The organism is Nostoc sp. NMS8 (assembly GCF_017115045.1).
Lineage (GTDB): Bacteria > Cyanobacteriota > Cyanobacteriia > Cyanobacteriales > Nostocaceae > Nostoc.
Genome location: NZ_JABXKK010000085.1, coordinates 102,515 through 114,362 on the forward strand (window position 1 = coordinate 102,515; position 11,848 = coordinate 114,362).

Genomic DNA, 11,848 nt, shown 5'->3' on the forward strand with positions numbered 1-11,848 from the left:
GGTTGCGGTGTTAGGATTCCCTAAAAACGTTGAGAGAATCAGACCCTATGACAGAAAAACTCTCTGGACAAACCCCGCTATTTGCTGGCAGCACTGGTGGCTTGCTCAGAAAAGCAGAAGTGGAAGAAAAGTACGCCATCACTTGGACTAGCCCGAAAGAGCAAGTATTTGAATTGCCTACAGGTGGTGCTGCTGTTATGCGAAAAGGTGAAAACCTGCTGTATATAGCTCGTAAAGAATATGGCATCTTTTTGGGCGGTCAGCAACTTCGTAAACTCAAAATCACAGATTACAAAGTTTACCGGATTTTACCTAACGGAGAAACTACCTTACTTCACCCAGCCGATGGTGTCTTCCCCGAAAAGGTTAACCCAGGTCGTGACAAAGTGCGTTATGTAGATCGTCGTATCGGACAAAACCCCAGTGCCTCTAAACTTAAGTTTAGCGGTGTTACTCCCTACGACGCTCCATAACTAGCTGTTAGTAGCTAATGGGTAATTAGTAATGGGTAAATGGTAAGTAAAAACCCATTACCCATTACCAATTACCAATTACCTTAAAAAAAATGATGTTTCCGAATTTCTCCGAATTTTCTCAGCTAGCTCTACAAGGCAACTTCGTCCCGGTATATCAAGAATGGGTAGCGGATTTAGATACGCCCGTATCTGCTTGGTATAAAGTTTGTGCAGGTCAGCCTTATAGCTTTTTGTTGGAATCCATAGAAGGCGGGGAAAAGCTAGGACGCTATAGCTTGGTGGGTTGCGATCCGGTGTGGGTTTTGGAAGCCAGGGGCGATCGCACCACCCAGAAAAACCGCGACGGTTCGCAGGTGGTTTTTGCAGGCGACCCTTTTACAGCTTTAGCTGAATGTTTAGCACCTTATCACCCAGTGAAACTACCACAGCTACCGCCAGGAATTGGCGGTTTGTTTGGGTTTTGGGGCTATGAATTGATTAACTGGATTGAGCCGCGTGTGCCCATTTATCCACCAGATGAGCGAAATATACCTGATGGGTTGTGGATGCAGGTAGACCACCTATTGATTTTTGACCAGGTGAAGCGGAAAATTTGGGCGATCGCTTATGCTGATTTGCGTGAAGAGAATGTAGATTTACAGGCAGCATATCAACAAGCGAGCGATCGCGTCACCCAAATGCTCGAAAAGCTATCTCTACCTCTATCGCCGGAAAAAACTAAATTAGAATGGAAACCGCCAGGGAGCAGGGGAGCAGAGGAGCAGGGGAGCAGAGGCGCAGAGGAGTATAAGAGTAATTTTACCCGCCCTGATTTTTGTGCCAGCGTTGAGAAGGCCAAAGATTACATTAAAGCAGGCGATATTTTCCAAGTAGTAATTTCTCAGCGACTATCAACAACATACACAGGCGACCCCTTTGCCCTTTACCGTTCCCTACGCCAGATAAATCCTTCGCCTTACATGGCTTACTTTAACTTCCAAGATTGGCAAATCATCGGTTCCAGTCCCGAAGTGATGGTAAAAGCGGAAATAGATTCAGATGGTGGAGTCATAGCAACGGTACGACCAATTGCCGGCACACGTCCACGAGGCAAAACCACCAAGGAAGATGCAGCCTTCGCAGAGGATTTACTTCAAGACCCCAAGGAAGTTGCTGAACACGTCATGCTTGTGGATTTAGGGCGGAATGATTTGGGGCGTGTTTGTCAAAGTGGTAGCGTCAAAGTCGATGAATTAATGGTAGTTGAGCGCTACTCCCATGTGATGCACATTGTCAGCAATGTTGTGGGTAAATTAGCAGTTGGTAAAACAGCATGGGATTTGCTGAAAGCTTCCTTCCCAGCAGGTACGGTAAGCGGCGCACCCAAGATTAGGGCTATGGAAATTATTCACGAATTAGAGTCTAGTCGCCGGGGCGTTTATTCTGGTGTGTATGGATATTACGATTTTGAAGGACAATTAAATACTGCGATCGCCATTCGCACAATGGTAGTGCATGATAATACGGTAAGCGTACAAGCTGGTGCAGGTTTGGTAGCTGATTCTGAGCCAGAGAAAGAATATGAAGAGACGCTAAATAAAGCTAGAGGTCTATTAGAGGCGATTCGTTCTTTGCGTTGAACTGGGGACTAGTACCGCAAGGCGGAATTAAAAATTAAAAATTAAAAATGAATACAACCTAAGCGTTTCATTGATTTGGAATGGGTGGTTTATTTCAGCCGTGTTGTACTAGTATATACAAGCAGATCCCCGACTTATTAAAGAAGTTAGGGATCTTGTTTCTCAGCAATGATTCAGGATTGGTATAGTCAATTTCGCATACAATTAATTGCGCACTGGTTTTTGTTGTTTAATTGCAAAACTGGACTTGATATAAGTACAGTAACAGTTCTATCTGCTGTATGAGAATCCAGTCCAGACTTTAAAAGTTGATATATCAATAATCTTCTATTTTGAATTACATAGGTTTTACTTTGAACGGCAAGATGTTTGGAAACAATTTGTGCTACTTCTAAGCCCACGTATCCACAATACCGTGACAAATTAGGAAGCTTTATAAATCCAATTAACATCAAACTTTTTCCAAGGCTAAACAGAGTTTTTTACAGCTATTAAAAAGTGCAAATAAGTCCTGGTATCCAAACCCAAGACCTCAGTTAAATTTACCACACTAGTAATGAACAAACTTGTTCATCCCAATTGGCTAAAGTATCTTGCCCAAAGAATTCCAGTTACTCCAATGGCAATTAAAAGGTTAGTGAAAAATCTGCCGAACTCAATTTCTTGTCCTAATCCCTTATCCTCTTGACCTGCTGTAAAAAACAATGACCAAGCTTGATTTGCATTGATAGCCTCAAAGTTGTTGAAATCAGGTCTAAAAACGACGACCCCAATCAAATTTTTATTGGGATAATCAAAATCAGTTTTCATAAGTTTGCCTCTAAATTGGTTTATTCGTCAAGCGAAGAAAATTCATAAATCTCAAAATGTCTTCTCTAAAGGCTGGTTAGCCATTCAACCAAACCGTATCCGGTGATAACTTCTAAAGCGATGAGTGAGACAAAGCCAATCATTGCCAAACGACCATTGAGTTTTTCGGCATATTTGGTGAAGCCTACTCGTGGGGTTTCATCAACATAAACCTTAGGTTTGATCGCAAATCTGTTAAGTTGACCGCGTTCGTTAATGGTAAAACCTTTACTTGTCATCTTTTATTCTTTGTTTATGTTGTTGCATGAACTAATATTAATAATTGTAAATATTTTTTGTAACTACTTGACTTGACAATAAAAGTAGTGGGAGCCGTACAAAGTAAGTACGGTATTTCGGATTTGTACGAGAAGCGATCGCTTTTGGAAGTGAATGCACACAAAAGCACCAATTACGTTTATTTTAACTTCAGTAAAACTTATCAGCTATATAAACAAAAATTATAAATACATAACTGAGAAAGTATTGCTTATTTGTAACGAACTTGTTATGTTTCTTTACATAAAGATATAAAAGCAATATTAATGCGTTAAACCAGCGCTAATCAAGGCTTTCTAACTATGCAGTTGAGCCTGCAATGTGCTTTGCCGAGTATCTAAACTCAACGGCAACAACATCGCTATGCCTTTAGTAGAGCTATGTCTACGATGGGCTGTTTAGTGATGCAAAAACTGCTGAGTGCCTTGATTAACAGCTAAACGCCTTATCTTTTCACATTCGTTAGAACTGTAATTTTCTTTTGGGAATTTCTGCTATGTCTTTTACCATCCAGTCGGCTCAAAGTATTTTTCCCGGCACCCTAATTGCTGATGTTGTTCCAACCGTTGTTGAATCATTCTCAAAGCTTAATGCTGAAGATCAACTAGCATTGCTCTGGTTTGCCTATACCGAGATGGGTAGAAGTATTACGGTTGCTGCTCCTGGAGCAGCCAATATGATCCTCGCCCAAGGCTTACTCGAACAAATTAAGCAGATGCCTTTTGAGGCTCAAACACGAGTCATGTACGATTTGGCTAACCGTGCTGATACTCCCCTCTGCCGTTCCTATGCATCCTTCACCGTGAACATCAAATTGGGCTTCTGGTATCAGTTAGGAGAATGGATGGCCCAGGGAATCGTTGCTCCAATCCCAGAAGGTTACAAGCTTTCTCCTAAAGCTGCTGATGTGTTGCAAGCCATCCGCAATGCAGATTCCGGTCAACAAATCACCATCCTACGCAATACTGTACTCGGCATGGGATTTGACCCGAACGCTCCTGGTAGTTACAAAAAAGTCTCAGAGCCAGTGTCTCCTCCGACTGCACAAGCATTTCGGACTAAAGTCACCATTGAGGGCATCAACAATACTACGGTGTTGGGATATATCAACAACATGAATGCCAATGACTTTGATGCTGCGGTTTCTCTGTTTCGTTCTGAAGGTGCGTTGCAACCTCCCTTTGAAAGACCGATTGTTGGTCAAGACGCAATTCGCGCTTATATGCGTGAAGAATGCCAGGGATTGAAGATGATCCCAGAGCGCGGTGTCTCTGAGCCTGTGGAAGATGGCTATACCCAAGTTAAAGTTACAGGTAAAGTCCAAACCCCTTGGTTCGGTGCCAGTGTGGGAATGAATATTGCATGGCGGTTTTTGCTAGACCCCCAAGGCAAAATCTTCTTTGTCGCGATTGACTTGCTGGCTTCTCCGAAAGAACTCCTGAACCTAGTACGTAAATAGAGCGCTAGATTAGTCGCTGCTTAAGCGTGGATGAGTGAGGCATCTTGCCACGCTTAAGCAAAAGAAACTGATAACGGCTTCTTTAGCGATCGCAAATGAATAATATCTGTTGAAAGCTTCGGTTTAGCTTATCCTAAATCTAGAGGCGTTAATGAGCTAATTAAGACTATGAGTATTGTCATCTCAGATAAAGTCTTACAGACAATTCAGATGTCTGACACAGAATTGCTTCAGGAAATTGCAATCATGCTCTTTGAACAAGAGCGTTTTACACTGGGACAGGCGAGTAATTTTGCTGTGATGAATCAACTTGAGTTTCAGAGGTTACTCGCTAGTCGCAAAATTTCTCTGCACTACGATATAGCTGAACTAAGAGAGGATGTAAAAAGTTTGGAAGCTAACGATTGGCGATGATTGTTGTCAGCAATACATCACCTATCAGCAATCTCGCTGCTATTGGACAGTTAGCTTTGTTGCAGCAACTCTATGGTAAGGTAATTATTCCATTTGCAGTTTATCAGGAAATTCTTAACTCTGGTGCCACAGATCCAGGGACACTGGCAATCAAAAATCTAAATTGGATTCAAACTATACCAGTTACAAATCTTGTTCTACTTCAGACTTTACAAATTAATTTAGATCCGGTGAAGCTGAAGCGATCGCCCTTGCTGTCGAGTTAAATGCCGATCGACTGATTATCGATGAACGAAAAGGCAGAAATGAGGCAATCCAGGCTGGTCTGCAAGTCACCGGACTATTGGGCATTTTGCTAGCAGCTAAACAACAAGGGTTTGTGCCACAAGTACAACCGATATTAGATGATTTGATTGCTAACGGCTTTTGGATTCGTGAACAATTGTATGGAGAAGTCTTATTGTTGGCGGGAGAATAGCGATCGCACAGATGATATTTTGGTAGTACATTTGAACTCAAGCCAAAACCGCTATATTGATTTGAAAGCTCTCTTAAATAATGCTTTAAAATTACTGATTATGCGTTAGAAAATTCTCATGCTATTTGATGCGTTTAAAAAATATAAATCTCCTAAAATCACATTCATCAATACTAACCCAAGCTGGCGCGTAGCATGGGGAACAGTTGATGCAAATTATGAGAATATAGCTTGGCGAGATGATAAAATTTCTGTAATTATACCACGTACAAATTCTAAATTTTCGAGGGATAAATTAGCAATCAGTCCTGGAGGACGATTTGTTGTTGTTGGTGATATTTGGTTAACTAACCAAGTGCAATTGCTGCAAAATTTGGGAATTGAACCGGATAGCTTTCAAGGAAATTATCTGCAACTGGTTGCTAATCTTTGGGAACGATGGGGCAATGAAAGTCTTAGGCAACTTGTGGGGATGTTTGCGCTGGTGGTTTGGGATAGAGATAAACAGGTGTTAAGGTTGGTTCGCGATCGCATCGGTGTTCGTACCCTCTATTACACTACCACTGGTTCGGTTCGTTGGATTGCACCTCAACTAAGAACTTTATCACCCCATCGTTCATCTGATTTAGATTTGGTGGCGTTGCGAGATTATCTTTGTTGTGCCTTTGTTCCCGGAGAACGAACCCTTTGGGAACAGGTGCGCGAACTGCGACCTGGAACCGTTTTAGAATTTCCCGACCAGAAAGTTGAAGCTTATTGGCAGCTTCAAGAAAAAATTATAGCAATAGATCAACCTTTAGCATGGCATGGCGATCGCTTGCGAGAACTTCTAGACCAAGTTGTTCAAGAATATTTACCACCGGCAAATGAACCCGTTGGTGTTTTCCTTTCTGGCGGTTTGGATTCTAGCTGTATCACTGCTTTAGTCGCAAAATTCCATAAAGCACCAGTTCACACCTTCTCGATTCATTTTGGTGCTGAATCTCCCAATGAGTTAGAATTTTCCAATCTCGTTGCATCCCATTGCCAGACGCAGCACCACATTTTAGAAATTACTTTTAAGGATATGTGGGAGCGCTTGCCGGAAACAATGGCCTATTTAGATGACCCCATTGGCGACCCCCTGACTGTTCCCAACCTTTTGCTGGGACAACTTGCGAGAGAAAGCGTAGAAATAATTTTAAATGGTGAAGGTGGCGACCCTTGTTTTGGTGGGCCAAAAAATCAGCCAATGTTAATTAATAGTTTATATGGTTCTGTCACCAATCAAGATGCATTGCAAGCTTATTTAATTTCCTTTCAAAAGTGCGCTGTTGATTTACCGCAACTTTTAAAACCAGAAGTTTGGCAAGCAGTACAAACAGCACCTTGGGTTTTTGAAGAAGATTTATATTCTCAAGCTAGTTATCTCAATCGTTTGATGGCGATGAACATCAAATTTAAAGGCTCTGACCAAATTCTGACGAAAGTGAGTAACTTGACTCAAGCCGCTCTTTTACAAGGTCGTTCTCCCTTGTTTGACCAGCGAATAGTAGATTTAAGTATGCAAATACCTCCAAAGTATAAGCTTTCTGGAGTAGAAGAAAAAGCAGTTTTAAAGCAAGCAATTACTTATAGTACATCTTCTCTACGAGACGCTGCGCGATCGACAATCGCAGATATCTTACCAGAAACAATTATTCATCGTCCTAAAAGTGGCATGATGGTACCGGTGCAATTAGGATTTCGCAAATATTGGCAGCAAGAAGCCAGAGATTTATTACTCAATCGGAATGCAGCTATCACTCCTTACTTGAACCAGTTGCCAATTCGTAATTGGTTAAACTATCAAGGAGATACTTGGAGTCGTTATGGAGTAAAGCTGTGGTTGCTTGCTAGTTTAGAAATTTGGCTACAAGTAAATCAAAAAGGGCAGTAGTGAAAGCAACAAAAGAATACGCTGATGCTATTCAGTGTTGAGTGATGAGCAAGAAGAAATACTCAATACTGATTACTTGTAAGAATTTTAACTCATAAGCGCTAATGACTGATGACTCCTGTTGTATGAATATTTCCTGACTTATGTCAGCATTTTTTGTTTTAAAAACTATTGAAAAAGCGTATTTTCAGGTGCTTGGCGATTTTTCGTCAATTTATTTTTGATTATTTACTAAGCTGATCTCCATTTGGGGTGTACTCTCAATATACGGTAACTATCACACTCGACCTTTGAGATAAATTACACCCAGAGGTGAATACCATGAACAATTATGCTGAACAAAAGAAATTTATATTAAGTCAGATCGCAAATAAATATTTTCAGCGTCGAGATTTCAGTGGATGTGACTTGAGTGGAATCGACCTGAAAGGAATTGATTTAAGTGGTATTAACTTTATCGGAGCGGATTTGCGCGGTGCAAATTTGTCTGGCTGTGTTCTGACTCGTGCTAATTTAAGTGGCGCAAATTTGATGCAAGCTAGCTTATGTGAAGCTAATTTGTATGAAGCATCTTTGTGTGAAGCCAATTTGACTAATGCTGATTTAAAAGGAGCAAATTTGTGCGGAACTTTTTTATGGCGCGTGAAATTTACAGCTAGTAATCTTTGGGGTGCTTCTTTGTGTGATGTGGATTTGAGAGAAGCAGACTTAAGTGAAGCCAAATTAATTGAAGCATCGCTGATTGAAGCTAATTTAAGTTTTGCAAATCTCGCAGGAGCAAATCTTGCAGGAGCAAAATTACTAGAAGCTAATTTGACTGAGGCTAATTTAACTGGTGCAGATTTGACATGGGCTAATTTAACCAAGGCAAACTTGAGTAAGGCAAACCTCTGGAAGACAAATCTGATTTATGCAAAATTCCGGGATACTATTATGCCTGATGGCACGATTAAGCAACCTCAGATAATTATTTATTAGTTAGTTAGGATTAGCCCTATCAAAGTGAGATAATCTTGTGATTTCGTTTCCATGCTCTGTATGGGGCTTTCCTTTTAGCTGTAACCACAATTTTTTCAGCTTGGGTCATGTTATTGCGTAAAAGTTGTCGTTTATCCTTTTCAGAAGTTCTGTTGTAAAGTTCAGTCATATTTAATTATGCCTTTTGCTTTTATATATACTACCCTTGGGGCGATCGCACTTTCTATTAACCAACTGCGATCGCACTAAAAATTAAAGTGGGAGTTGTGGCGATCGCTTGGGTGAGTAAATAAAAGTTTAAGATTGCAGTACCCCTTGTTCTACTTTTGTTAACTCAATTTTCATATAATTAGAGCGATACTTTACCATCGAAGCCGCATCTAAGACTGTTTCAAAGTTATCTAAAACTAATAGACATCGGTAAGTACGCAGATAATGGATCAGCAAATCGATGTCGGGTGTAGTTTCTTGCTGATTGGATAAAAATGATCCTAATTCAGTTAAAAGGCTGTTTCCTGGCGGAGTGTACTGTAGCGATCGCCAAATCACATACTCAAACTGATCTTGAACTGATATTGCTAATTTAGCGGCTAAAGTCGTTTTCCCAACGCCGCCTATACCGAAGATTGTAAGCAAGCGACAGCCATCTTGTAAAATCCATGACTTTAGCTGCGTTAGTTCTTGTGAGCATCCATAATTAGTAATTCAGGATATTTCAGCCCCTCTTTGCGTCGGAGAGGGGTTGGGGAGAGGTTCATCAAACTCACGTTAATTCAGTTAAAACTTGGTCAAAACTTGGGGTGCGGTACTTTATTTGCGTAACGCACCTTATTTTCGTTGTATGTTTCTTAGATACATCGAATTGCTCTTGTAAACTTATTGAGAATTAACTATGGAACCTATTTCTCTGATTATTGCTGCTTTAGGTGCTGGTGCGATCGCTGCTACTAAAGAAACCGCAGGAACAGCCGTGAAAGATGCCTATCAGGGTTTGAAGGCTTTGATTAAGAAAAAATTGGAAGGTGATGTTCTGGGACAAGCGATGGTAGATGCCAAACCCGAAGAAATTAAGCAAGCTGAAGGTTTATTAAAAGACAAAATTACCAAAGCTGGTGCCGATCAAGATGCAGCAATTATTCAAGCGGCTCAAGAGTTACTTAATCAAGTCAAAGAACAGCCCGGTGGACAGCAGATTATTACCCAAAATATCAGTAATGTCAAATATGCCGCTACCTCTGGTTCTGGTAATGCAAGTATTAGTGGCATCAATGAACAAGGCACATCGAAAGAGGACTGAGACTGTAACTTAATTAATCAGGGTAGATGTTATGTCTAAGCAAGGCGAGATCCAGCAACGTGTTACAGAGAGTGAATACGCTGCTACCTCTGCTACTGGTAATGCAACTATCACTATTACCAATTACTACTATCGAGAAGAAACAAAATTAGTCACTTCTGATTCTACCGATGCTGCTGATGAATCTCTTCCTTGCCCTTATCGCGGTTTGTTTCATTTTGGCCCCGATGATGCAGAGTTTTTCTTTGGACGCGAGGTATTTGTAGAAAAACTGTTCGCCGCCACTCAAAGCCGAAAGTTTATACCCGTGTTGGGTGCGTCGGGAAGTGGTAAATCTTCGGTGGTTTTGGCGGGATTGGTGCCGAAGTTACAAAAACAAGGTTATTGGAAGTTTACTCACTTCCGTCCTGGTTCAAAACCATTCCAAGCTCTGGCTGAGTCGCTGGTTCCCCTTTACGAGCCGGATAAAAATGCTACTGAGCAAATGCTTCAAGCTCGTCAGTTAGCTGAATACTTTGCCAATGGTTCTGTTCCTCTGCAAGATGTTTTCTCCAAAATTAAACGGAATTATCCCAATCATCGGGTGTTGTTGATTGTCGATCAATTTGAAGAACTTTATACTTTGTGTGCGGATCAGAAAGTTCGCCGTGGTTTCCTAGATACCTTATTAGCTTGTTTTCAATCTGACCCTGACAATAATACTGTGCTGGTTGGAACCATGCGGGCGGATTTCTTGGGGAATCTCCTCTCCTATCGTCCACTTGCAGATGTGTTGCAAAATGCTGACATCAAGCTGGCACCGATGAATCGTGATGAACTTTCACAGGTGATTGAAAAGCCTGCTGGAAAGTTGGGGATAACATTTCAAGATGGAATGGTGGAACGCATTTTGGATGATGTGGAAGATGAACCGGGGAATTTACCTCTTTTGGAGTTTGCGTTAACTGAGTTGTGGAAACGACGAACGGGTAAACAGTTAACTCATGCAGCTTATGAGGAAATTGGTGAGGTAAAAGGTGCATTAGCTCGTCATGCAGATGAGAATTACGCTAAGTTGAGCGCCACTGAAAAAGAACAGGTGCGGCGAATTTTTATTCAATTAGTGCATCCGGGGGAAGGAACGGAGGATACGCGACGACTAGCGACGAAAGCCGAATTGGGTGAAGCCAGCTGGAAATTGGTGAAACAGTTGGCGGATAATCGATTAGTTGTCACCAGTCAAAATTCTGCTAACCAAGAGACAGTAGAAGTTGCCCATGAAGCGTTAATCCGTAATTGGGGTGAACTTCGGCAATGGATGAATGCAGACCGTAGCTTTCGGGCTTGGCAAGACCGTTTGCGCTCCGCAATGTATCAATGGGAACAGACGCAACGGGATGAAGGGGCATTGTTGCGGGGTGCAGCGTTGGTGGAGGGGGAAGAAAAGCTAAAACAACGGCGAGAGGATACTAGCGCAGCCGAGCAAGAGTTTATTCAAGCTAGTGTAGCATTGAGGGATAAAGAACAAAAGCAACGGGAACGCAGAAAACAACTGACTTTTTACGGATTGGCAGGGGGTTTGGTGTTAGCTTTGGGTTTATCTGGACTAGCGGGTATAGGCTGGGGGAATGCCGAAATCAGTCAAATTAATGCCTTTGCCCAAAGTTCCGATGGGTTTTTGAGTTTAAATGGGCGAAAAGCTGTCGAATCAAGCGTCAAAGCTGCTGTCAAAATGCGAGGTAAATTCTGGGTTGATGCGGATACCCGCACCCAGGTAGAACTGACATTATTAAATACAGTTCACAATGTTGCCGCACCCAACACCTTGGGAGGACACGCAAGCTGGGTTAGGGGCATCAGCTTCAGTCCCGATGGCAAGATGCTAGCTTCTGCCAGTGATGACAACACGGTGAAACTGTGGGATAGCACCACTGGCAAAGAAATCAAAACCCTAACTGGGCATACAAACTCGGTTTTGGGCATCAGCTTCAGTCCCGATGGCAAGATGCTAGCTTCTGCCAGTGATGACAACACGGTGAAACTGTGGGATAGCACCACTGGCAAAGAAATCAAAACCCTAACTGGGCATACAAACTCGGTTT

At 41.9% G+C, this 11,848-nt stretch carries 13 protein-coding genes; 10 read left to right on the top strand and 3 right to left on the bottom strand.

Annotated elements, in window-relative coordinates; translation table 11 throughout:
- Window positions 1-47 precede the first annotated feature (47 nt).
- On the top strand, window positions 48-473 hold the full coding sequence (locus tag HWQ39_RS16215) for a photosystem I reaction center subunit II PsaD (protein WP_292846831.1): 426 nt from the start codon (window positions 48-50) through the stop codon (window positions 471-473).
- A 92-nt stretch (window positions 474-565) separates the two neighbouring features.
- Window positions 566-2,095: an anthranilate synthase component I gene (trpE, locus tag HWQ39_RS16220; RefSeq protein WP_292846833.1), complete on the top strand. Its 1,530-nt coding sequence runs from the start codon at window positions 566-568 to the stop codon at window positions 2,093-2,095.
- Window positions 2,096-2,665: 570 nt separating this feature from the next.
- Here trpE and HWQ39_RS16225 read toward each other — a convergent pair.
- Both HWQ39_RS16225 and HWQ39_RS16230 read right to left on the bottom strand, forming a co-directional pair.
- The gene (locus HWQ39_RS16225) at window positions 2,666-2,905 is read right to left on the bottom strand and encodes a hypothetical protein (RefSeq protein ID WP_292846836.1); all 240 of its coding nucleotides are present in this window, start codon (window positions 2,903-2,905) and stop codon (window positions 2,666-2,668) included.
- 65 nt (window positions 2,906-2,970) lie between these two features.
- The gene (locus HWQ39_RS16230) at window positions 2,971-3,183 is read right to left on the bottom strand and encodes a chlorophyll a/b-binding protein (protein ID WP_292846839.1); all 213 of its coding nucleotides are present in this window, start codon (window positions 3,181-3,183) and stop codon (window positions 2,971-2,973) included.
- 536 nt (window positions 3,184-3,719) lie between these two features.
- Here HWQ39_RS16230 and HWQ39_RS16235 point away from each other — a divergent pair.
- From HWQ39_RS16235 to HWQ39_RS16260, 6 genes are all read left to right on the top strand, one after another.
- On the top strand, window positions 3,720-4,682 hold the full coding sequence (locus HWQ39_RS16235; RefSeq protein WP_292846842.1) for an orange carotenoid protein N-terminal domain-containing protein: 963 nt from the start codon (window positions 3,720-3,722) through the stop codon (window positions 4,680-4,682).
- A gap of 168 nt (window positions 4,683-4,850) precedes the next feature.
- Window positions 4,851-5,096 carry a UPF0175 family protein gene (locus tag HWQ39_RS16240; protein ID WP_292846845.1) on the top strand — a complete coding sequence of 82 codons (246 nt, stop codon included), beginning with the start codon at window positions 4,851-4,853 and terminating at the stop codon, window positions 5,094-5,096.
- Complete coding sequence (locus tag HWQ39_RS16245) at window positions 5,093-5,362, top strand: hypothetical protein (protein ID WP_292846848.1); 270 nt, start codon at window positions 5,093-5,095, stop codon at window positions 5,360-5,362. Before HWQ39_RS16240 ends, HWQ39_RS16245 begins: the two co-directional genes overlap by 4 nt.
- Window positions 5,363-5,448: 86 nt before the next feature.
- Window positions 5,449-5,574, top strand: a complete 126-nt coding sequence (locus HWQ39_RS16250; RefSeq protein WP_292846851.1) for a DUF3368 domain-containing protein — start codon at window positions 5,449-5,451, stop codon at window positions 5,572-5,574.
- A 118-nt stretch (window positions 5,575-5,692) separates the two neighbouring features.
- On the top strand, window positions 5,693-7,492 hold the full coding sequence (locus HWQ39_RS16255) for an asparagine synthase-related protein (RefSeq protein ID WP_292846854.1): 1,800 nt from the start codon (window positions 5,693-5,695) through the stop codon (window positions 7,490-7,492).
- A gap of 321 nt (window positions 7,493-7,813) precedes the next feature.
- The gene (locus HWQ39_RS16260; RefSeq protein WP_292846856.1) at window positions 7,814-8,470 is read left to right on the top strand and encodes a pentapeptide repeat-containing protein; all 657 of its coding nucleotides are present in this window, start codon (window positions 7,814-7,816) and stop codon (window positions 8,468-8,470) included.
- 297 nt (window positions 8,471-8,767) lie between these two features.
- Here the strand turns inward: HWQ39_RS16260 and HWQ39_RS16265 are convergent, their stop codons facing one another.
- Complete coding sequence (locus HWQ39_RS16265) at window positions 8,768-9,175, bottom strand: NB-ARC domain-containing protein (protein ID WP_292847134.1); 408 nt, start codon at window positions 9,173-9,175, stop codon at window positions 8,768-8,770.
- Between the two features lie 187 nt (window positions 9,176-9,362).
- Here HWQ39_RS16265 and HWQ39_RS16270 point away from each other — a divergent pair, with 187 nt between their 5' ends.
- Complete coding sequence (locus HWQ39_RS16270) at window positions 9,363-9,767, top strand: hypothetical protein (protein ID WP_292846857.1); 405 nt, start codon at window positions 9,363-9,365, stop codon at window positions 9,765-9,767.
- A gap of 31 nt (window positions 9,768-9,798) precedes the next feature.
- A partial coding sequence (locus HWQ39_RS16275; protein WP_292846860.1) for a WD40 repeat domain-containing protein occupies window positions 9,799-11,848 on the top strand: 2,050 nt, incomplete at its 3' end.

Bases quoted from the DNA above. Each gene is read 5' to 3' on its own strand.
- HWQ39_RS16215 (WP_292846831.1), top strand. From the start codon at position 48: ATGACAGAAAAACTCTCTGGACAAACCCCGCTATTTGCTGGCAGCACT.
- trpE (WP_292846833.1), top strand. From the start codon at position 566: ATGATGTTTCCGAATTTCTCCGAATTTTCTCAGCTAGCTCTACAAGGC.
- HWQ39_RS16225 (WP_292846836.1), bottom strand. From the start codon at position 2,905: ATGAAAACTGATTTTGATTATCCCAATAAAAATTTGATTGGGGTCGTC.
- HWQ39_RS16230 (WP_292846839.1), bottom strand. From the start codon at position 3,183: ATGACAAGTAAAGGTTTTACCATTAACGAACGCGGTCAACTTAACAGA.
- HWQ39_RS16235 (WP_292846842.1), top strand. From the start codon at position 3,720: ATGTCTTTTACCATCCAGTCGGCTCAAAGTATTTTTCCCGGCACCCTA.
- HWQ39_RS16240 (WP_292846845.1), top strand. From the start codon at position 4,851: ATGAGTATTGTCATCTCAGATAAAGTCTTACAGACAATTCAGATGTCT.
- HWQ39_RS16245 (WP_292846848.1), top strand. From the start codon at position 5,093: ATGATTGTTGTCAGCAATACATCACCTATCAGCAATCTCGCTGCTATT.
- HWQ39_RS16255 (WP_292846854.1), top strand. From the start codon at position 5,693: ATGCTATTTGATGCGTTTAAAAAATATAAATCTCCTAAAATCACATTC.
- HWQ39_RS16260 (WP_292846856.1), top strand. From the start codon at position 7,814: ATGAACAATTATGCTGAACAAAAGAAATTTATATTAAGTCAGATCGCA.
- HWQ39_RS16270 (WP_292846857.1), top strand. From the start codon at position 9,363: ATGGAACCTATTTCTCTGATTATTGCTGCTTTAGGTGCTGGTGCGATC.